This window comes from Dickeya parazeae Ech586 (genome assembly GCF_000025065.1).
GTDB classification, from domain to species: Bacteria; Pseudomonadota; Gammaproteobacteria; order Enterobacterales; family Enterobacteriaceae; genus Dickeya; species Dickeya zeae.
On the sequence record NC_013592.1, the window covers coordinates 4,757,748 to 4,779,467 of the forward strand.

Here is a 21,720-nt window from a genome sequence, read left to right on the forward strand (position 1 = left end):
CGGGTGTTGAAAGGCCCCCGTCTCTCTGCCTTCACTGGTTGCTTCGGTTATTTCTTTTTCAGGAAATCACCCAACTGCAGATTACCTTTTTCATCACGGCTGAATACCGCGGGGATCGCGACGGATTTATAATTGGCCGTCGTGATCTCTTTTCCTTCGCTGTTGAGCGAATGGTTATTTTTGATGAAATAATTGCTGGCATCCACCCTGCCGACGACAGCGTCATCATATTTGCCAGGGTGAGAGCGCAGTGAAATATTGTTTTTGAAAATACCTTGTTTTTCAGGTCCATAGTAAGGGCTTGGCCGGAAGATAAAGTTAAAGCGCACGTTATCCAGCGCGATATTGTTGGTGACTTGCAGTGCGCCGGGGTTGAAGTTGTCGCTAAAACCGTCCATGTGGTTACCGATAGCAATGCTATTTTTCACCTGATGCGCGACAGGTTGGCCTTCACCACCCAGTTTAAAGCCATTGCTGGTGTTGTTGAGCGAGATGGAGTTTTCGATCAACACGGCGCCATTCGGGCCATCCTCAATTTTGTTGAACAGGTCGAAGCCGTCATCAACGTTGTCATGGGAGAAGGCACCGCGAATAACGTTACCCTCGCCAACCCGCATTTTTATTGCGAAACCATCAGCGTCTTTTTTACTCGGGTCCTGATTACTGTGGGATTCTGAATTCAGGATCAGGTTATAACTGGCCCATAACGGACGACCTACGTTATCGCTGGATGAAACCTGAATACCTGTATTATCGCAGTGGTGTGCCAGTACCCGTTCAATCTGGTTGTGGCTACCTTCAATGCGGAAACTCTTCTCGGTAATTTCGATCCCTTTGACTTTCCAGTAGCTGGCGTTGAGCTGCAGGCCGTGGAAAACCGCTTTTTTGCCTGCTGGCATCAGCGTTTTAATGCCTCTGGCGTTACCGCTGGCACTGACCGGGATAACGGTCGCGCTGTAATCGCCATCCATCAGCCATACTGTGCCACCAGCAGGTAACGCAGTAATGGCTGTTTTAATATCCAATGGTGCGTTCTTGCTACCATTGTTGCCCGCTTTACCTTCCGGTGAGACATACAGGTTTTTGGCGTCGGCCAGCGTAATTTTTTCTACGCTGAACGAGGTGTCTTTCGCGGTTTTGTCTTCACCTTCGTCAGGAATATAAACCAGTTTGAAATCAGATTTTGGCTGCGTCAGCCTGGTCGTCAGAGAGAAGTAATCCCCGGCGCGAACATGCTGTGGTTTACCCAACGATTTGCCGTTTTGAAATACTTCTATCGTTCCGTTGTAATTCACTCGCGCCTGTACCGGATAGTTATCACCGGTAGCAAGCGAGGAAGAGGCAACCTGCAACAACGGTGCCGTAGCTTCAGCTTTGAATGGTGCGGAAGGTATCGTGTTGGCAGGACTGGTGGTCAGACTGGCGTTACTGATGGTTATTTTCGCATTACGGGAGGCGAAGAATCCCACATAGTAGTGGTTCTTATCTTGTTGGGTAACGAGATCCGCCCCTTTTATGGTTTTACTGACCCACTGGTCGCTGCCCTTGGGCGCATAAGAGGTGATGAAGCCATCGTTGGTGCGTTCCAGTTTCAGACGAAATGTCGGGGTCTGCTCCAGGTTAATTTTTTCCTGATAACTGGTGCGGGTAATTTCTGCGTTGGTATTACCCCAGGGTTGTGTCACGCCATCGCGGCTAATGAGCTGCATTTTCACATCAGTTTTCGATTTTTTGTCCTGCGTCATGATGGCGTTCATCACCATGTTTGATGCCGCCGGAAACTCTTCATACCCTTCTTTCAACGGCTCCTGACGAGGAATGCCAAGGATATCGCGAACTAACAGACCGGCCCCTTCTTGGGCATTGGGTTTGGCGTCATTTTCCGGGCCGAACTGGTCGACGGTGACATCAGATTGCAATGTGAAATTCACATTGGCAGGCAGTTGAGTGTAGAAGAAGGTCAAGCCGTCATGGGTGTTAGCGATTTTTCCTCCCCGACTTTCGATAGTAACCGGAGAAGCCAGACTGGCTTTATCATTAACGGTCAGTTTTTTACCGTTGATGATAACGTCGTTAACGCCTACTTTTCCCGGCAATACGTTGGTGGCGAAGTTTACATCGGTAGACTGACCAAACGCGATGCTGTGCCACACCGGTGCGGCATCCTGAGTGGTGGCAAAGGCGGTGTGGGAACCCAGAAGCAAAAGCGAATTAAGGGCGACAGAGAGTAACCCCGAAGTAGCGTATTTCATATTTTCCCCATCATTATTTGTTTTGAGCGATGCATTATCTCAAAAAATGAAACGCTGTTTCTTTTGTTGCCTCACAAACCGAACGATGAAATTCACTTAATGAAACAATTGGTTTCATTTTGTCGTATATACCCCGATTCTATGAAGCGGTCGCCCGTTGTTATTCCATGTACAGACTCTGGTTATTGCAGGGAGCGTTGAGGATGGGTACGTTTCGCATTACCTAAATCCTATCGGGTTGGGTAAACTCACGTTAATACGTTTTTTCAGCCCGGAGTAGGTGTGGTGACGTATTTTTCGCTGAAAAATATGTAGTAATCCGGTGTAATAACGGGTTTACTTTCGTTCGTCCGTACTCAATTGGACACCATTCAGTTTTTAGTCAGGATGCCTATGTCAAACAGTGCAATGAGTGTGGTTATCCTTGCCGCCGGCAAGGGAACCCGCATGTATTCCGATCTTCCCAAAGTGCTTCACCCTCTGGCGGGTAAACCGATTGTTCAGCATGTGATCGATGCGGCGAAAGGTGTCGGTGCCCGGTGTATTCATCTGGTGTACGGACATGGTGCGGACCTGATTCGCGAAACGCTGACGGAAACGTCGCTGAATTGGGTATTGCAAGCCGAGCAGTTGGGAACCGGCCATGCGGTGCAACAAGCGGCCGATGGGTTTGACGATAACGAAGACATTCTGATTCTGTACGGCGATGTGCCGCTGATCTCTCCTGCCACGTTGCAGCGCCTGGCTGCTGCCAAACCGCAAGGCGGGATTGGCTTGCTGACCGTTAATCTGGCTGACCCTACCGGTTATGGCCGTATTGTTCGCGAGAACGGCGACGTGGTGGGGATCGTGGAACACAAAGATGCCACCGAGCAGCAGCGTGCCATTACGGAAATCAACACCGGTATTTTGGTGGCGGGTGGCCGCGATTTGAAGCGTTGGTTAAGCCAGCTCAATAATCACAATGTACAGGGTGAATATTATCTTACCGATATCATCGCTATGGCGTCACAAGAAGGCCAGCGGGTGGTGGCGGTACAGCCGTCGCGTCTGAGTGAGGTGGAAGGCATCAATAACCGTCTGCAACTGGCAACGCTGGAGCGCACTTACCAGCGCGAACAAGCGGAGCAGCTGTTGCTGGCGGGCGTCATGCTACTGGATCCGGCTCGTTTTGATTTGCGTGGCGAACTGGTGCACGGGCGTGATGTGACTATCGACACCAACGTCATTCTGGAAGGCCGGGTGACGCTGGGTAATCGGGTGAAAATTGGCGCGGGCTGTGTAATCAAAAACAGTGAGATCGGCGATGATTGCGAGCTCAGCCCGTACACCGTGGTGGAAAATGCGGTGTTGCAAGCGCGTTGCACCGTTGGGCCGTTCGCCCGCCTGCGACCCGGTGCGGTGCTGGAAGAAGAAGCGCACGTCGGCAATTTCGTCGAGTTGAAAAAAGCGCGTCTTGGTAAAGGTTCAAAAGCCGGTCACCTGACGTATCTCGGCGATGCGGACATTGGCTCTGGTGTGAATATTGGCGCGGGTGTGATTACCTGTAACTACGATGGCGCAAACAAGCACCAGACGGTGATTGGTGATGACGTGTTTGTCGGCTCGGATAGCCAGTTGATAGCGCCTGTTAAGGTGGCTAATGGCGCGACTATTGGGGCTGGGACTACCGTCACCCGTGAGGTGGGGGAAAATGAGCTGGTTATTAGCCGTGTTAAGCAAACCCATATCAGCGGCTGGAAACGCCCGGTGAAGAAAAAATAAGCGTCTTACTCCCTCGGATTCGGTTTTCTGCGCAGGCGCATGAAGGCGTACCGATCCGAGGGAGAACATGTCTTGGTATAAGACGGTTTTGCCCTGTGTTCCTAGTGGGAATCCAGGTCAAAACATAATAATCCCCACACTCTACAAGGCTCGGGGAACCCGGAAAAAACCGGAACAATCAGGTCTAAAGACATCGCGGTGACACAATATGTCACGTTTACAGGAATACAACCGATGTGTGGAATTGTAGGCGCTGTTGCGCAACGAGATATTGCTGAAATCCTGCTCGAGGGGCTACGCCGCCTCGAGTACCGTGGTTACGACTCTGCCGGTCTGGCAGTGGTGAATAGTGAAGGGACGGTGTCCCGCCTGCGCCGTCTGGGTAAAGTGCAGGTGCTGGCTCAGGCGGCGGAAGAACATCCGCTGTTGGGCGGAACCGGTATCGCCCACACCCGTTGGGCGACCCACGGTGAACCGTCTGAGCAGAACGCTCACCCACATGTGTCTGGCGACATTATTGTGGTGCACAACGGTATTATTGAAAACCATGAGCCGCTGCGTGAGTTACTGGTATCCCGTGGTTATCATTTTGTTTCCGAAACGGATACGGAAGTGGTGGCACATCTGGTGCATTGGGAACAGCAGCAGAACGGCGGTTCGTTGCTGGACATCGTGCAGCGCGTGATCCCACAACTGCGAGGTGCGTATGGCATGGTACTGATGGATAGCCGTGACCCCAGCGTACTGGTTGCCGCACGCTCCGGTAGCCCGCTGGTGATTGGCCGTGGTGTTGGTGAAAACTTTATTGCCTCCGACCAACTGGCATTGCTGCCGGTAACCCGTCGTTTCCTCTTCCTGGAAGAGGGTGACATCGCCGAAGTCACGCGTCGTACCGTGCGCATCGTCAATCGTCAGGGACAGGACGTTCAGCGCGAAGAAATTGAATCAAAGGTACAGTACGATGCTGGCGACAAAGGCGCGTACCGTCACTACATGCAAAAAGAGATCTACGAGCAGCCGATGGCGATTAAAAATACCCTGGAAGGGCGTTTTAGTCACGGTGAGATCAACCTGTCCGAATTAGGTCCGCAAGCGGATGCGCTGCTAGCACAGGTTCAGCATATTCAGATTATCGCCTGCGGTACGTCTTATAACTCCGGTATGGTGTCGCGCTACTGGTTTGAGTCGCTGGCGGGGATTCCGTGTGATGTGGAAATCGCGTCAGAATTCCGCTATCGCAAACCGGCGGTACGTGCCAACAGTCTGATGATTACTCTGTCCCAGTCCGGTGAAACCGCCGATACGCTGGCAGCGTTGCGTTTGTCGAAAGAGCTGGGGTATCTGGGGTCGCTGGCGATTTGTAACGTCGCGGGCTCGTCGCTGGTGCGTGAATCGGATCTGGCGCTGATGACCCGTGCCGGTACCGAAATTGGCGTGGCATCCACCAAGGCATTCACGACACAATTGACGGTGTTGCTGATGCTGGTGGCGCGCATCGGTCGCCTGCGTGGTATGGAAGCCCGTATCGAGCAGGATATTGTGCATGCGTTGCAGGCATTACCGGCGCGTATCGAACAGATGCTGTCGCAAGACAAGCTGATAGAATCGCTGGCGGAAGGTTTCTCCGATAAGCATCATGCGTTGTTCCTGGGCCGTGGTGACCAGTACCCGATTGCGATGGAAGGGGCGCTCAAACTCAAGGAGATTTCCTACATCCATGCGGAAGCTTATGCCGCAGGTGAGCTGAAACACGGGCCGCTGGCATTGATTGACGCCGATATGCCAGTCGTCGTGGTCGCACCCAACAACGACCTGTTGGAAAAATTGAAATCCAATATCGAAGAAGTGCGTGCACGTGGCGGCGAACTCTACGTGTTTGCTGACGAACAGGCTGGGTTCACTTCCGATAGCGATATGATGAAGATCATCCAGTTGCCGCATGTAGAAGAAGTGATTGCGCCGATCTTCTACACCGTGCCGTTGCAACTGCTGTCTTACCATGTTGCCTTAATTAAAGGCACCGACGTAGACCAGCCGCGCAACCTGGCGAAATCGGTGACGGTGGAGTGACGATAGCGTCAGTTTTGCCCCGTATCTGAGCTTTTTTTCACTCTGACTTGATGAGGGAAGCCGTCATTTTCAGGATGTGAAACCAACAAAAAGGTGGTCTGGTAACAGGCCACCTTTTCTCATTTTTGGAAGCTTATTTTTGAGACATTAATCAGTTAGTTTTCTGATAAATTTTGTCAATTTGTGCCTGTTTTGTGTAAGATAGCTTCAATGATGCGCATCTTTTAGGTTGTATCGGAAGCTGATCCTTGAGCTTTTCAGGCAGCGTAATTGTTGATTTTATTGACAGGGACTCTATGAAAAAGCAGCATTTTTTAGCAAGTATAGTTTGTGTTCTGGCATTAGCGGGCTGTGCGCGTACTGCACAGGTGATGAATACCACGACGCCAATTGCCGGGAATTACACGTCTGATCAGGTAAGAGTGGCTATTTTACAGGCTGGCTTGCAGCGCAAATGGGTAATGACACCAGTTGCTCCTGGCGTCATTAACGGTCGCATTGATGACCGCGGTCATTCGGCGGATATTCGTATTAATTACACGCCGACCAGCTATACGATCAATTATGTTAACAGCTATAACCTGAAAGCTGACGACGGGAAAATTCATAAAACGTATAACCGTTGGGTAAATAATCTGGACCACGAAATTCAATTAAAACTGGCTTCCCAGCAAATCAAATAATTATAAGAGCCGAATGCCTTTGATTATTCGGCTCTGATTTTTTCTACATTAGAATTTATTTTTCTCAGGGAATTCATCGTGTTTCACGGATATGATCAGGATAATGCCAGTGCGCTGGAGGCAATAACAGAAGCGCAACGCATCGCATTTGCCCCTATTTTGTTTCAGGCTGCGGTTAATCTTCGGGATCACGGTATTTTAGGATTTCTGGATGAGTGCGGCAATAAAGGTGCGGAGCTTGATGATATTGTTGCCGTGACGGATTTAGACCGTTACGCGGTAGAAATTCTGCTAGATGCCGGTCTGAGCGGGCGGATGCTGGTTAAGAAAGACTCTCGCTATTTTATTGCCAAAACTGGTCATTATCTTATCCACGACAGAATGACACGCATCAACATGGATTTTACGCAGGACGTCTGCTATCAGGCCATGTTTCATCTTGATGAATCTCTCAGGCAGAAAAAACCGGTTGGTTTACAGGTTTTTGGCCACTGGTCGACAATTTATCCAGCGCTGAGTCAATTACCTCAAAAAGTGAAAGAAAGCTGGTTTGCCTTCGACCATTTTTATTCCGATGCCGCATTTACTGCGGTATTACCCCATGTATTTCAGCACAAGCCCGCACAGCTTTATGACGTCGGTGGAAATACGGGGAAATGGGCGATGTGTTGCTACGATTACGATCAGGATGTACGCATTACCATCCTGGATTTACCTGAGCAAATTGCCTTATCCACCCGTTCTGTTGAACTGGCAGGAAAAGCGGACAGAATTTCCGGCCTTGCCGTTGATATGCTTTCTGATGACCCGTTACCCACAGAGGCGGATATCTGGTGGATGAGCCAGTTTCTGGATTGCTTCAGTGAGGAGCAGATCGTTCAGATTCTGACGCGAATCGTACGGGCGATGAAGGCAGATGCTCGAATTTGTATCCTGGAAATATTTTGGGATCGCCAGCCGTGGGAAGCGGGAGCATTCAGTCTGAATATGGCGTCGCTGTATTTTACCTGTCTGGCTAATGGCTATAGTCGGTTTTATGCGGCGAGCCGTTTTTTGCCGTTATTACAGGAAGCGGGGCTTGATATCGAACAGCAGGTTGATGGATTGGGTATTGGTCATACCTTGCTGGTTTGTAAGAAAAAATAAAGCGTTTTGTGGTCATTCGCAGGGTGCAGGGAATAGTCCGCGTGTTTTAACACAATGATTCGGAATACACGGGTATGAGATTGGCTTTTACACTCCTCGACTGGCAAGCCAGCGCACCAGGGTTTGGCGAGCTGTCGGCATGGCGACAATGGGCAACGCGGCCTGCGCTGATTGACGCCACTCAGCCGCTGGCGAAATGCGATCAGTTACCGATGATGACGGCGCGCCGGCTTAACAGCGGCAGTCGGATGGCGGTCAACAACGGGCTGGCATTGTTGCGGCGTCAGAGTGACATTGAGGCGATCGTCTTTACCAGTCGTCACGGTGAACTGGAACGTAACCTGCGTATTTTGCTGGCGTTATCCCGGCAGGAAAGCCTGTCCCCTACGGATTTTGCCATGTCGGTTCATAATGCGGCCGTGGGTAGCCTGACCATTGCGGCCCAGATGCCGCTGGTATCAACATCGGTTTCTGCGGGGATGGACTCTTTCCAGCAAGGGCTGGTGGAAGTGGCGGCCTTGCAGTCGGCAGGGTATTCCCGTGTGTTGCTGGTGGATTTTGATGGTGTTATCCCCGAATTTTACCACGCTCAGGTTTCCAGTCGGATGCCGCGCTATCCCTATGCCGTTGCGGTGTTGCTGGCACCCGGCGCTGATCTGACGTGTGACGCCCAGCCGAGATCTGACGTCGCTTCGGAGTCTGAATTACCACAAAGTTTGCAATTCCTGCACGGTTTGTTGTCGGACATGCCTGAATTTTCAGTTGATGGCGAACGCCACCATTGGCAATGGACGGTAGCGCATCATGTCTGAGTCTTCGTTGTCCATGAATCGCTCATCGCGCCTGAACTGGTGCTGGCGGCTGGTGATGACCGGGTGTTGCTTTGGGTTATTTAGCCTGGGCGGTTTGCTGCTGTCGACGGTCTGGTTCAATGTGCTGCTGCTGATTCAGCGTGATGAAGCCAAACGCCGGACATGGGCGCGTCACAGTATTGCTTTTAGTTTCCGCTGCTTCCTGCGTAGTGCGCGTGCGCTCGGTGTGCTGGATTATCACATTGACGATATTGAAACACTGCGCCGTGATCGCGGCTGTCTGGTGGTGGCCAACCACCCGACGTTGATCGATTACGTCCTGCTGGCTTCTGTGATGCCGGATGTTGATTGCCTGGTGAAAGCGGAATTACGCCAGAACATTTTTTTCCGCGGTGTTATCCGGGCGGCGGATTATCTGGTTAACAGCCAGTCCGAGACATTATTGCCCCATTGTCAGCAGCGGATTAACCGGGGAGATGTGATCATGATTTTCCCCGAGGGAACCCGTACCCGTTATCAGCAACCCGTCGTATTGCAACGTGGTGCTGCCAATATCGCTGTTCGTTGCGGCTGCGATTTACGGATTGTGCACATTCTCTGTAGCCAACAGACATTGGGAAAACAGAGCCGCTGGTATCACATCCCGCCGGAAAAACCCTGTTTCACCATTCGGGTGCGCGAGCGCATCAGTAGTCAGATTTTTATTACCGGGGAAGACGAGCTGCCGCTGGCGGCACGCCGTCTGAATCGTTTTTTGCAGCAGTCTCTAACGCTTTAATAAGCAAAATAAATCAGAAAACAGGTATGAGTTATGGAAGATCTTTTCCTTGAAATCAAACAGATGATTATCGATGCCCTGAACCTTGAAGAAGTCAGTGTCGATGAAATTGAAACCGAAGCGCCTTTGTTTGGTGAAGGGCTGGGTCTGGATTCGATCGACGCACTTGAGCTCGGTCTGGCAGTGAAAAACCGCTATGGCGTAGTGCTTTCTGCCGAAAGCGAAGAAATGCGACAGCACTTCTTTTCCGTCGCGACGCTGGCGTCATTCATTATGTCTCAGCGTCAGGCTGGCGCCTGATTGAAAAAATGGTGGGTTTATCATGGATAAAAATGAAATTTATAACGAAATCAAAACACTGCTGGTAAAGCTGTTTGAGCTCGACGAAGACGACATCACGCTGGAATCACGGCTGTATGAAGACCTGGAATTAGACAGCATTGATGCCGTGGATATGGTGGTACACCTGCAAAAACGGATTGGCCGTAAGATTTCACCAGAAACCTTTAAATCGGTTCGTACCGTGCAGGATGTTGTCAATGCTATCGAACAATTGATGGGTCATGAAGACAAGTGAGACCAGAGGACGCCTGTTATATCGCGTAACCGGCGTATTGGTCAGTGTGATGACGCTGGGCTGGCCATTTTTGGTGTGGTTCAGTATTACGCATCCCGATCATCGTTGGTTATTACCGCTGCTGGCGCTGGTTTTTCTGGCTCGCTTGTTGATGTTAAAGAGCAGCCAGGGGTTATACCGCCAAACCGGGCTGTTACTGGCAGCGGCAGGCGCTGCGTTGTGTCTTGCCAGCCTGTGGTTGCGCGACCGGCAATGGTTGATGTGGTATCCGGTGGCGGTGAACGTTGTCATGCTGACGCTGTTTTTCAGCTCGTTATTTAGCCGCATGCCGTTTATTGAGCGTATTGCCCGTTTACGGGAGCCGGAGCTGCCTGCCCGAGCCATTGCTTATACCCGGCGTGTGACACAAGTCTGGTGCCTGTTTTTTGTTTGCAACGGCACGATAGCGTTACTGACCTGTCTGTCGGGAAACATGGTGTGGTGGACCGCCTGGAACGGCATTATCAGCTACTTATTAATGGGGTTATTAATGGGTGGCGAATGGCTGGTACGTCAGCGGTTGAGGAAGTCTGTTTGAACGCGATGGTCGACAAACAGGACGATGAAAGAAAATAGTGTGACGGAATGAATAATGTGACAACCCGGTCACTGAGTGACTGGTTAATCAGCGACGACATGTCTATCACGTCTATCGCGCGCATTGTTGCGACAAACGGTAAGCGGAACTTTACGCTGACAATGATGCGTCAGCAGGTGGTATCGCTGTGTCGGCAACTGATGTCATGCGATGAATCACGCTGGGCGTTATGTTTTGAAGATAGCTACCTGTTCACGGTGGCGCTACTGGCCGCGCTGCATGCGGGGAAAACGCCGGTCATTTACGGCCATTGCCGGGAGTCCGTATTGCGTGAACAGTGTGATGAGTTTGACGGGTTATTGACAGACTGTCGTATGTCGCTGTCCTGCCATTGCTTTTATCTTTCAACCGATGATGTATTGCATAATGATGCCTGTCACCGTAATGACTGCCACCATGACATTATGCTGCCGCCCATTTCTGACGACGCCTGCCTGATATTGTTTACTTCCGGCTCCACCGGTAAACCCCGTCAGATACATAAACCAATACGCTGTATGGATGAAGAAGCGCGCTGGCTGGCCCGGTTATGGGGTGAGCGTTTGCGTGACTGCCATATCATGGCGTCGGTGACCCATCAGCATATGTACGGGCTGACATTCCGTATCTGGTTACCGATGTCGCTGGGGCTGAGTTTTGATAGCCGTCAGGTACTGTATAGCGAGCAACTGTCGGCACACTCATCTGAGCGGCGTTACGCTTTTATCAGCAGTCCGGCGTTTTTGCGCCGCATTGACCATTCCCTTCAGGTGCCTCACTGCGAATTGATTGTGTCGGCCGGTGGCGTTCTGCCGTGGCCGTGTGCGCAATCCGCACAGCAGTGGCTGGGAAACGCGGTGGATGAAATTTACGGCAGTACGGAAACGGGGGTCGTGGGCTGGCGTTCCCGGCAAGACGAACAGAGCGTCTGGCAGCCGTTTTCTGACGTGTCGTTTAAGAAGGACAGCGACGGTAGCTGGCGGATTCATTCTGCATTGATCCCACAACCGGAAGGCGTGGTGTTGGATGATAAGCTCGCGTTTGACGAGCAAGGCTGTTTCCAACTGTGCGGACGCCACGATCGTATCGTGAAGATTGAAGACAAACGTATTTCGCTCAGTGAGATTGAACGCCGACTGTTATCGCTACCAGAAATTGACGATGCGGTGGCCTTGCAGGTGACCCGGCAAGACCGAAGCGGTATTGGGGTGGTGTTGGTGCTGAAATCGCCGGCGACCTCAAGTGTATTGCCAGCGTTAAAACGCCAGTGGCGTCATGAGTTGCACAAATGGCTGGAGCCGGTAGCGATGCCGCGTTTCTGGCGTATTGTCGACGCTATCCCAGTTAACAGTCAGAGCAAACGCGCCTGGCCACAGATTCAGGAGCTGTTCCATGCTGCCGGTTGAGCTTTCACGCGTCTGCTCTGCATCACAGGCGGAATTGCTGCTGTATATTGACGCGAACCTGTTCTGGTTCGATGGTCATTTCCCACAGCAACCCTTGTTGCCGGGGGTAGCGCAGCTTGACTGGGCGCTGCATTACGGCCGGGAGATACTGGCACCTGGCTGGCGGTTTCTCTCGGTGGAAAACATCAAGTTCCAACATCCGGTTCTGCCGGGGAAAACCCTGCGTCTGACGCTGAACTGGCTGGAAGAAAAACAGCAACTGACCTTCAGCTACCACATTATAGCGACAGGGCAGGCGGCGACTGAAACCGGCCAGGCCGCCAGCAGCGGGAAAATTCGATTATGTCGATGACCCAGGCCTTTTCACCCTGCGTGGTGATCCCCTGCTATAACCATGGCGCGACGATGCGCAGCGTTCTGACGCGGCTGGCACCGTTCGGGTTACCGGTACTGATTGTCGATGATGGCAGTGATGACGCAACACAGCAGGTACTGTCCCGCCTGACGGATGAATTCGCCCATGTCAGGCTGTTTCGCTTAGCACAGAACAGCGGTAAAGGCGCGGCCGTCATGCACGGATTGGCAATGGCAGCGCACGCCGGTTACAGCCATGCATTGCAGGTTGACGCGGATGGTCAGCATCACATCGAAGATACGCCGCGTATGCTGGCCCAAGCGCGTGCCTGGCCAGATTGCCTGATCTCCGGGCGGCCGCTGTACGATGCGTCGGTACCACGTTCACGGCTGTACGGCCGCTATGTCACCCATGTCTGGGTCTGGATCGAAACGCTCTCGTTGTCGCTAAAAGACAGTATGTGCGGGTTCCGGGTTTACCCTATCGCGCCGACACTGGCGTTATCTACAAAGCAGGCGATCGGTCGTCGTATGGATTTCGATACCGAAGTTATGGTGCGTCTGTACTGGAACGGCACCTTCAGTCGCTTTGTCCCGACACGGGTGGTTTACCCCGAAAACGGGATTTCCCATTTCGATGCATTGCGCGACAACCTGCGTATTTCCTGGATGCATACCCGTTTGTTTTTCGGCATGTTGCCCCGCATTCCCTCATTACTCAAACGTCGTCGTGAACCGCACTGGGCCGCTATCAATGAACGCAAAGGCATGCTCGGAATGCGTTTTATGTTGCAGGTTTACCGAGGGTTTGGCCGCCGGGCATTTACCCTGCTGCTGTGGCCAGTGATCGCATTTTACTGGTTGACTGGCGGCCCGCAGCGCAAAGCCTCGCAGGATTGGCTACGGGCGGTGCGTTTGTATGCCCGGCAGCAACAGGTCAGTTTGCCGCGTCCGTTAACCAGCTATCACCATTTTCTGCGTTTTGGTCATGCCATGATCGATAAAATCGCCAGCTGGCGCGGCGATTTGCAGTGGGGGCGGGATATCGATTTCGCTCCCGGCGCGCGGGAGACTATCAATCAGGGACGTGCGCGCGGACAGTTGATTCTGGCTTCTCATCTCGGTGATATCGAGGTGTGCCGTGGCCTGGCCCGTCAGGTCAGCGGTCTGGTTATCAATGCGTTGGTGTTTACCGACAATGCCCAGCGTTTTCGGCAGATTCAGGAAGCGGTCACGCCTGAAGCCGGTGTTAACCTGATTCCGGTCAGCGATATCGGTCCGGATACCGCGATGTTGTTGCAACAGAAGCTGGATGCCGGTGAGTGGGTGGCGATAGTCGGTGACCGCACGGCGGTAAATCGGCAGCGCGGTGGCGGACGTCGGGTGATCTGGAGTTCCTTTTTGGGGCGGCCTGCGCCGTTTCCACAAGGGCCGTTCGTACTGGCGGCAGCGTTGCGTTGCCCGGTACTGCTGATGTTCGCCATCCGTGAGCATGACCAATTACGTGTTTATTGCGAACCGTTCGCCGACCCTATTTTGTTGCCGCGAGCCCAGCGTCAGAGCGCTTTGCAGCAGGTGGTGGATCGCTACGCCGAACGGCTGGAACACCACGCGCTAAAAGCGCCGCTGGACTGGTTTAATTTTTTTGATTTCTGGCAGTTGTCGGATGACACGCCGACTGATGGGGAAAACACATGAGTGCGTTAACGGATCTCAATCTTAGCCATGAGGTCGAGCTGGTCGTCTCTTTTCATGACTGTGACCCGATGGGCGTGGTCTGGCACGGTAATTACTTTCGCTTTTTCGAAGTGGCGCGGGAAGCGTTACTGGGTAAATTCAATTACGGCTATCGGGAAATGAAAGCGTCCGGTTTCGTCTGGCCGGTGGTGGATACACGGGTGAAATACCGTTCGGTGCTGACCTACGAGCAGCGAATTCGCGTACGGGCGACGATTGAAGAAGTGGAGAATCGCCTACGTATCGCCTACCAGATTTTCGATGTGGAAAGCGGGCAGCGTACTACCACTGGCTACACCATTCAGGTGGCGGTGGAAGAGGGCAGCAAAACCCTGAGTTTTGTTTCGCCGAAAATTTTGTTGGATCGTCTGGGAGTGACGATATGAAAACGAACGTCGTGAAGACTTTCAGCGTAAAAATAATAAAACCCGTCGTATTGCTGGCAATGATGATGCTCCTGAGCCTGACGGCGCGGGCCGTGACACTCGATGAGTTGCAGCAACGCTTCAGTAGCCAGCCGGTAGTGCGTGCCGACTTTACCCAGCTACGGCAAATCAGCGGCATGGCGCAGCCGCTTAAATCGAGCGGCGCGATGCTGATTGCTCGCCAGAAAGGGCTGTGGTGGCATCAGGCCACGCCTTTTGCGATGACGCTGGTGTTAGATGACCAACGCATGGTGCAGGTGATGAATGGCCAGCCGCCTCAAATTATCACCGCAGAAAGTCAGCCACAGATGTTTCAGTTCAACCACCTGTTACGGGCGCTGTTTCAGGCTGACCGTCAGGTGCTGGAGCAAAACTTCAAGATCGATTTTAGCGATCTTGGTCAACAGCGCTGGCGTCTGGTTTTGACCCCGAAAGTGTCCCCGCTCGATAAGCTGTTTAATGCTATTACCCTGAACGGACAAGCCTTTCTCGATGAGATAGTGATCAACGATCGTCAAGGGGATATGACCCGCATTGTGCTGAGCAATCAGCGTATTACCCCTCAGGCGTTAAGTGATGACGAGCAAAAACGATTCGTTTTCTGAGTGGCATCGCCGTGCGGCGATAGCCTGGGGCGTCATTATCATCGCGTTGTTGCTGGCGCTGACGTTGCTATGGCCGCAGGCAAGAATTAACAGCAGCGTACTGGCTCTGCTGCCGGGGCAGTCGATGGGTAAGGCACCGCCTGCGCTTCAGCAAGGGTTTATGCAACGTCTTGATCAGCAAATGGTGTGGCTGGTGACGGCGGGTGATCAGGCGAATCCGGCGGTGGCCGAACGTTGGTTACAGCAATTACGTTCGTTGCCTGAATTCAAACAGGTCAATGGACCGGTCGACGCGCAGCAGCAACAGGCGTGGGGACGTTTTGCGTTTGAGCATCGCAACGGGTTGATCGATAACGCTACCCGCCAGCGTTTGCAGCGGGGCGGTGATGCTCAGGCTGACTGGGTGCTATCGCAGCTGTATTCCGCTTTTGCCGGTGTCAGCAGCCTGGAGCTGACGCACGACCCCTTGTTGCTGGTGAGAGGATCGCAACTGGCGTTGCAACAGCAGGCCAGCCAGATGGTGTTGGCACAGGGGTGGCTGACGGTCAAAGATAAGGACGGGCGTACCTGGTATTTCCTGCATGGCGAACTGGCGGGCGGCAGTGCGTTTGATATGACGGCCGGGCACCAACTGGTGGAAAAACTGGACCGGTTGCAGGGCGAGCTGCGCGCGGCGTTTCCACAGTCACAGGTGTTGACCCGCAGTACATTGTTATTCAGCGATTACGCCAGCCAGCAGGCCCGACACGATGTCTCCACACTGGGTAGTGCCACTGTCGCAGGGGTGTTGCTGCTGGTATTTTTCGCGTTCCGCTCAGTCAGGCCGTTAGTGTTATGTGCGTTGTCGGTATCGATAGGCGCGCTGGCCGGCACCGTCTGCACGTTGCTGCTGTTTGGCGAAATCCATGTGATGACGCTGGTAATGAGCCTTAGCATCGTGGGTATTTCTGCCGATTACACATTGTACTACCTGACCGAGCGTATGGTGCATGGTGGTGCGGTATCGCCGCTCGATAGTCTGAGAAAGGTCTTGCCAGCATTGCTGCTGGCATTGGGTACCACGGTCGTGGCCTATCTGATTATTGTACTGGCGCCGTTTCCCGGCTTGCGGCAGTTATCGGTGTTTGCTGCCGCAGGATTGACCGCATCATGCCTGACGGTGATGGTCTGGTATCCCTTTTTGGTGCGTGGCTTGCCGGTGCGTCCGATACCGGCAATGGTGCTGATGGGGCGATGGCTGGCGGCCTGGCGTCGTAATGCATGGGTGCGTCGGGGGATTCCGGCCTTGGTGCTGGTCGTCGGTGTCATTGGGGTGTGGCGTATTGATGTGAATGACGACATCACACAGCTGCAATCGCTGCCGCCGTCGCTGGTACAACAAGAGCGCCAAATCAGCGCGCTGACCGGGCAACAGGCCGACCAGACCTGGTTTATGGTGTATGGCGACTCGCCGGAACAGACGCTACAGCGGCTGGCACAACTGGCACCTGCTCTGGATGCAGCGCAGCAACACCATGATTTCGCGTCTTATCGTCTGCTGCCGCTCAATGCACTGCAGCGCCAGCAACAGGATACGCAGTTGATCGCCGCTGCGGCACCGGTGGTGATGGCTCGCCTGCATGAGGCTGGCGTCAGTCTGGGTGAACCGGATATCCGCCCGATGACGGTAACGCCGCAAGACTGGCTTAACAGTCCGCTCAGCGAAGGCTGGCGGTTGTTGTGGCTGACGTTGCCAAATGGCGTTAGCGGCGTATTGGTGCCGGTGAACGGCGTAAAAGACAGTAGCAGACTGGAAGCCTTGTCGCAGGAGATGCCGGGGGTGGTGTGGATCGATCGTAAAGGCACTTTTGATCAGTTATTTGGCCTGTATCGTATGATCCTTGGTGCATTGCTGGCGGTTGCCGTTGGTGTGATCGCGTTGAGCTATGTGCTGCGGCTGGGAATTCGTCGTGGTTTGCTGAGTGTGGTGCCGTCGGTGTTGTCGTTGTTGGGGAGTGTGGCGGTGCTATCGCTCAGCGGGCACCCCTTCAATCTGTTTTCGCTGCTGGCGTTGGTGCTGGTATTGGGTATCGGCATCAATTACACGCTGTTCTTTGGTAATCCGCGCGCTACACCGATGACATCGTTGCTGGCAGTCACGCTGGCGATGTGCACCACCTTATTGACGCTGGGTATGCTGGTGTTCAGCAGTACTCAGGCCATCAGTAGTTTTGGCATTGTGTTGTGTGCCGGTATTTTTATTGCTTTTTTACTGGCGCCGCTGGCGTTGCCGGATTCAAAAGGGAAACGAAAATGAGAGTATCTGCCAGGCTGATCCTGATGGCGGTGGTGATGGTGTTACTGAGCGCCTGTGCCGGTAAGCCGTCCGATCCCCGACCTCAGGCATGGCTTAAACCCGGCGTTAAAGTCACGCTTCCCGCACCGGGCATTTCGCCGACGGTGGAACAACAGCAACTGTTGACGGGCAGTTATAAAGGAAAACAACAGTCTTTACTGGTGCTGTTGCATGCTGATCAACGTCAGTTGTCACTGGCGGGCCTGTCGTCACTGGGGATTCGTTTGTTCCGTATCACCTATGACGCCACTGGCGTGCATACCGAACAGTCGCTGGTGCTACCCGAATTACCGCCCGCCAGTCAGGTGCTGGCAGATATCATGCTCAGTCACTGGCCATTGTCGGCCTGGCAGCAACAGTTGCCGACTGGCTGGACGTTAAAAGATGACGGCGATACGCGCCAGCTGCGTGATAACCACGGCGATTTGGTCGTCGAGATTCGTTATCAGCAGCGTAATAACCAGCGGGAGCCCGTCAGTGTGAAACACCTCGCCTTCGGCTACCACATCGTTATTCAATATTTGGATGGTTAGTATGATTTATATCCATTCTGTGGGTTTGCTCAATGCACTGGGTGATGATGCCGATGATATCGTCGGCAATCTGATGGCGGGACGTGCACCGGGAATGCGGCCTGACGATCGCTGGTTGTTGCAGGGCAAAACTTGCTGGACGGGGAATGTGCTGGCGACGCTCCCGACGGTACCGCCGTCTCTTGCCGTACATAACAGCCGCAACAATCAGCTACTGCTGGCCGCGCTGGAGCAGATTCGCCCACAGGTCGATGAGGCTATTGCGCGATTTGGCGCCGATCGCGTGGCGATTATCATGGGTACCAGTACCTCTGGGCTGGATGAGGCCGATCGTTTTGTCAGCGATGGGTTGCCCACCTACCACTATGCGCAGCAGGAACTGGGCGACCCTTCACGTTTTCTGGCGGCTTATCTGGGAACCACCGGTCCGGCGTATACCCTTTCTACCGCCTGCTCATCGAGTGTGCGGGCGATTATCAGTGGAAAACGGCTGATTGAGGCTGGTCTGGCGGATGTGGCGATAGTGGGCGGCGCGGATACGCTTAGCCGCATGCCGGTTAATGGTTTTGACAGTCTGGAGTCGCTGTCGGCCCGTCGTTGCACCCCTTTTAGCCGCCAGCGTGACGGCATCTCGATTGGTGAAGGGGCGGCGTTGATGGTCATCGGTCGGGAACCGGCGGCGGTTGCAGTGTTGGGGATCGGTGAATCGTCCGATGCCCATCACATGTCTGCGCCACACCCGGAAGGTGCCGGGGCGAAACGTGCCATTATCATGGCATTGGAGCAGGCGGGATTGGCGCCGCACGAACTGGGGTACATCAACCTGCATGGAACGGCGACGCGGCTTAATGATCAAATCGAGTCTGCAGTTATCCACCAGATTTTCGGCGAAACGGTGCCGTGCAGTTCAACCAAGCATCTGACCGGGCATATGTTGGGTGCCGCAGGGATTGGTGAAGCCGCGTTATGCTGGCTATTACTGACGCGTGATTTGCCGTTGCCACCACAGGATTTTTCAGACTGTGAGCCGGATGACACACTGCCAGCCTGTGGTTTGCTCACGGCACCGGCACCATTGATGCGGCCGGTGATCCTGTCTAACTCTTTTGCGTTCGGGGGCAATAACGCCTGCCTGATTCTGGGGAAAACCGAGGAGTGACTCTCGAATGAGTGACCATCAGAGTGGCTATCATAGCGCCGACTATTATTCGCCCCACCACTATTTACCTCATCACGCCCCTATGGTCATGGTGGATGAAGTGGTACGGGTTGATCAGAACAGTGCCTGTTGCCGGGTTCGGGTTAGCCGCGACGGCGCACTGGGGCCGTTTCTGAATGCCGAAGGGAATTTGCCTGCCTGGTTTGGCATTGAAATTATCGCCCAGACGGTGGGGGTGTGGGCGGGCTGGCATCATCGCCAGCATCAGGATGAAAAACCCCGGCCGGGTATGTTGCTGGGGGGGCGCGGTTACCGCAGCCAGCAGGATGCTTTTCCAGCGGGCGCTCTGCTGGAAGTCAACGTCACGCTGCTAATGCGAGATGATAAGATCGGCAGTTTTGATGGCGACATTCTCATTGCAGGTGACGTCTTCGCATCAGGCAGGGTAAACACCTATCAGCCGGATGAGACTGAATTACAACGATTATTAGAGCAGGGAAACGATTGATGACGCGTTCGGTATTAGTCACGGGGGCCAGCAAGGGGATTGGCCGCGCTATTGCGTTGCGACTGGCGCAGGATGGTTTTCTGGTCGTCGTGCATTATCACAGCGACCGAAACGGCGCCGAAGAGACAGTGGAACAACTGACCCGGTTGGGGGGGCAAGGCCGCTGCATGCAGTTCGATATCGCCGATCGGGAACAGTGTCGTGTGGCGATCGAATCCGATATTGAGCAACACGGTGCCTACTATGGCGTGGTCAGTAATGCCGGCATTACCCGCGATGGCGCGTTTCCGGCGTTGGATGGACCGGCGTGGGACAGCGTGATTCATACCAATCTGGACAGTTTTTACAACGTTATCCACCCCTGCGTTATGCCAATGATTGGTCTGCGTCAGGGGGGACGAATTATTACGCTGTCTTCGGTTTCCGGCATGATGGGTAACCGTGGCCAGGTGAATTACAGTGCCGCCAAAGCCGGGATCATCGGCGCGACGAAAGCGTTGGCGATAGAGCTGGCGAAACGGAAGATCACCGTGAACTGCATCGCGCCAGGGTTAATTGAAACCGGCATGACGCAACTGGAACCCCTTGTGATTGATGAAGCACTGAAAATCATCCCGATGAAGCGAATGGGGCAGGTTGAAGAGGTGGCCGGGCTGGCGAGCTATTTGATGTCTGATATTGCTGGGTATGTGACCCGTCAGGTGATTTCAATCAATGGAGGCATGCTGTGATGCGTCGTGTGGTTGTGACAGGGATGGGCGGGGTCACCGCGTTTGGCGACAACTGGGAGCAGGTCGCCAGTGGATTGCTTGCCGGTCGCAATGCCGTGCGCAAGATGCCGGAGTGGCAGGTTTATGACGGTCTTAACACCTTGCTGGGTGCGCCGGTGGAAGACTTTCGACTGCCGGAGCACTATACCCGCAAGCGAATCCGCTCAATGGGGCGGGTTTCGCTGATGGCGACTCGGGCGACGGAACTGGCGCTGGAGCAGGCGGGCCTGCTGGGTAATCCGGTACTCACCAATGGTGAAACCGGCATTGCCTACGGTTCATCTACCGGTAGCACCGGCCCGGTCAGCGAATTCGCCACCATGTTGACGGAAAAGCATACCAACAATATTACCGGCACCACCTATGTGCAGATGATGCCGCATACAACGGCCGTTAATGCCGGGCTGTTTTTTGGTTTGCGTGGCCGCGTTATTCCCACCTCCAGCGCCTGTACATCGGGCAGTCAGGCGATAGGTTATGCCTGGGAAGCAATCCGACATGGTTATCAGACCGTGATGGTGGCAGGAGGGGCCGAGGAGCTGTGTCCATCAGAGGCGGCGGTTTTCGATACGTTGTTTGCCACCAGTCAGCGTAATGATGCGCCGGAAACGACGCCTGCGCCTTTTGACACCGCTCGCGATGGTTTGGTCATCGGTGAAGGTGCTGGAACGCTGATTCTGGAAGAACTGGAACATGCACAGGCACGTGGTGCCACCATCTACGCCGAACTGGTTGGTTTTTACACTAACTGTGATGCGGCCCATATTACTCAACCGCAACGAGAAACGATGCAGGTCTGTATTGAAGGGGCGTTGCGGGTGGCGGGATTAACACCTGCCGATATCGGGTATATCAACGCCCATGGCACCGCGACCGATCGCGGTGATGTCGCGGAAAGCCAGGCAACAGCGGCGATTTTTGGCGATACGACGCCGATTTCCTCGCTAAAGAGCTATTTCGGACACACGCTGGGTGCGTGTGGCTCGCTGGAAGCCTGGATGTCGATTGAGATGATGCGCGCGGGATGGTTCGCTCCGACCTTGAATCTACGCCAACCCGCTGAGGACTGCGGCGTGCTGGATTACATTATCGGTGAGCCCCGGCAACTTGACGTGGAATACATCCAATCCAATAACTTTGCCTTTGGCGGTATCAATACGTCGTTGATTTTCCGGCGCTGGCCGTCATAA

The 21,720-nt window shown here is 53.7% G+C and carries 21 protein-coding genes; 20 read left to right on the forward strand and 1 reads right to left on the reverse strand.

The genetic code is table 11. The features are described 5' to 3' along the window. Positions 1 to 47: 47 nt before the first annotated feature. Positions 48 to 2,252: a pectate disaccharide-lyase PelX gene (gene pelX / locus DD586_RS20760; RefSeq protein WP_012886754.1), complete on the reverse strand. Its 2,205-nt coding sequence runs from the start codon at positions 2,250 to 2,252 to the stop codon at positions 48 to 50. Between the two features lie 393 nt (positions 2,253 to 2,645). Here pelX and glmU point away from each other — a divergent pair, with 393 nt between their 5' ends. The 20 genes from glmU to DD586_RS20860 all read left to right on the forward strand — a co-directional run bounded on the left by glmU (position 2,646) and on the right by DD586_RS20860 (position 21,720). Beyond that, positions 2,646 to 4,016 carry a bifunctional UDP-N-acetylglucosamine diphosphorylase/glucosamine-1-phosphate N-acetyltransferase GlmU gene (glmU, locus tag DD586_RS20765; protein WP_012886755.1) on the forward strand — a complete coding sequence of 457 codons (1,371 nt, stop codon included), beginning with the start codon at positions 2,646 to 2,648 and terminating at the stop codon, positions 4,014 to 4,016. A 234-nt stretch (positions 4,017 to 4,250) separates the two neighbouring features. Continuing rightward, complete coding sequence (glmS, locus tag DD586_RS20770; protein ID WP_012886756.1) at positions 4,251 to 6,086, forward strand: glutamine--fructose-6-phosphate transaminase (isomerizing); 1,836 nt, start codon at positions 4,251 to 4,253, stop codon at positions 6,084 to 6,086. Between the two features lie 296 nt (positions 6,087 to 6,382). Further along, positions 6,383 to 6,769, forward strand: a complete 387-nt coding sequence (locus DD586_RS20775; protein ID WP_012886757.1) for a hypothetical protein — start codon at positions 6,383 to 6,385, stop codon at positions 6,767 to 6,769. A gap of 78 nt (positions 6,770 to 6,847) precedes the next feature. After that, entirely contained in the window at positions 6,848 to 7,915 is a 1,068-nt protein-coding gene (locus tag DD586_RS20780; protein WP_012886758.1) for a methyltransferase, read from the forward strand. A gap of 74 nt (positions 7,916 to 7,989) precedes the next feature. Continuing rightward, positions 7,990 to 8,727 (forward strand): beta-ketoacyl synthase chain length factor, encoded by a 738-nt coding sequence (locus DD586_RS20785; protein ID WP_012886759.1) that lies wholly within the window; start codon positions 7,990 to 7,992, stop codon positions 8,725 to 8,727. Further along, on the forward strand, positions 8,720 to 9,505 hold the full coding sequence (locus tag DD586_RS20790; protein ID WP_012886760.1) for a lysophospholipid acyltransferase family protein: 786 nt from the start codon (positions 8,720 to 8,722) through the stop codon (positions 9,503 to 9,505). Before DD586_RS20785 ends, DD586_RS20790 begins: the two co-directional genes overlap by 8 nt. A 33-nt stretch (positions 9,506 to 9,538) precedes the next feature. Next, a complete protein-coding gene (locus tag DD586_RS20795) occupies positions 9,539 to 9,805 on the forward strand; it encodes a phosphopantetheine-binding protein (RefSeq protein WP_012886761.1) in 267 nt (88 codons plus the stop codon). Between the two features lie 22 nt (positions 9,806 to 9,827). After that, positions 9,828 to 10,082: an acyl carrier protein gene (locus DD586_RS20800; protein WP_012886762.1), complete on the forward strand. Its 255-nt coding sequence runs from the start codon at positions 9,828 to 9,830 to the stop codon at positions 10,080 to 10,082. Then, positions 10,069 to 10,659 carry a COG4648 family protein gene (locus DD586_RS20805; protein ID WP_012886763.1) on the forward strand — a complete coding sequence of 197 codons (591 nt, stop codon included), beginning with the start codon at positions 10,069 to 10,071 and terminating at the stop codon, positions 10,657 to 10,659. Before DD586_RS20800 ends, DD586_RS20805 begins: the two co-directional genes overlap by 14 nt. 47 nt (positions 10,660 to 10,706) lie before the next feature. Further along, entirely contained in the window at positions 10,707 to 12,104 is a 1,398-nt protein-coding gene (locus tag DD586_RS20810; protein ID WP_041164697.1) for an AMP-binding protein, read from the forward strand. Then, positions 12,091 to 12,456 (forward strand): 3-hydroxyacyl-ACP dehydratase FabZ family protein, encoded by a 366-nt coding sequence (locus DD586_RS20815; RefSeq protein ID WP_012886765.1) that lies wholly within the window; start codon positions 12,091 to 12,093, stop codon positions 12,454 to 12,456. The genes DD586_RS20810 and DD586_RS20815 overlap by 14 nt, the downstream gene beginning before the upstream one ends. Continuing rightward, on the forward strand, positions 12,447 to 14,156 hold the full coding sequence (locus DD586_RS20820) for a glycosyltransferase family 2 protein (RefSeq protein WP_012886766.1): 1,710 nt from the start codon (positions 12,447 to 12,449) through the stop codon (positions 14,154 to 14,156). Before DD586_RS20815 ends, DD586_RS20820 begins: the two co-directional genes overlap by 10 nt. Then, positions 14,153 to 14,581: an acyl-CoA thioesterase gene (locus tag DD586_RS20825; protein ID WP_012886767.1), complete on the forward strand. Its 429-nt coding sequence runs from the start codon at positions 14,153 to 14,155 to the stop codon at positions 14,579 to 14,581. Before DD586_RS20820 ends, DD586_RS20825 begins: the two co-directional genes overlap by 4 nt. 59 nt (positions 14,582 to 14,640) lie before the next feature. Further along, positions 14,641 to 15,225, forward strand: a complete 585-nt coding sequence (locus DD586_RS20830; protein ID WP_373565222.1) for a LolA family protein — start codon at positions 14,641 to 14,643, stop codon at positions 15,223 to 15,225. Further along, a complete protein-coding gene (locus DD586_RS20835; protein ID WP_012886769.1) occupies positions 15,197 to 17,521 on the forward strand; it encodes an MMPL family transporter in 2,325 nt (774 codons plus the stop codon). Before DD586_RS20830 ends, DD586_RS20835 begins: the two co-directional genes overlap by 29 nt. Further along, positions 17,518 to 18,093 (forward strand): DUF3261 domain-containing protein, encoded by a 576-nt coding sequence (locus tag DD586_RS20840; protein WP_012886770.1) that lies wholly within the window; start codon positions 17,518 to 17,520, stop codon positions 18,091 to 18,093. The genes DD586_RS20835 and DD586_RS20840 overlap by 4 nt, the downstream gene beginning before the upstream one ends. Before the next feature lies 1 nt (position 18,094). Beyond that, positions 18,095 to 19,252, forward strand: a complete 1,158-nt coding sequence (locus tag DD586_RS20845) for a beta-ketoacyl-[acyl-carrier-protein] synthase family protein (protein WP_012886771.1) — start codon at positions 18,095 to 18,097, stop codon at positions 19,250 to 19,252. Positions 19,253 to 19,259: 7 nt separating this feature from the next. Beyond that, positions 19,260 to 19,760, forward strand: coding sequence for an ApeP family dehydratase (locus tag DD586_RS20850; RefSeq protein WP_012886772.1), 501 nt, complete (start codon positions 19,260 to 19,262; stop codon positions 19,758 to 19,760). Then, positions 19,760 to 20,491: a 3-ketoacyl-ACP reductase FabG2 gene (locus tag DD586_RS20855; protein WP_012886773.1), complete on the forward strand. Its 732-nt coding sequence runs from the start codon at positions 19,760 to 19,762 to the stop codon at positions 20,489 to 20,491. Before DD586_RS20850 ends, DD586_RS20855 begins: the two co-directional genes overlap by 1 nt. Further along, on the forward strand, positions 20,491 to 21,720 hold the full coding sequence (locus DD586_RS20860) for a beta-ketoacyl-ACP synthase (RefSeq protein WP_012886774.1): 1,230 nt from the start codon (positions 20,491 to 20,493) through the stop codon (positions 21,718 to 21,720). The genes DD586_RS20855 and DD586_RS20860 overlap by 1 nt, the downstream gene beginning before the upstream one ends.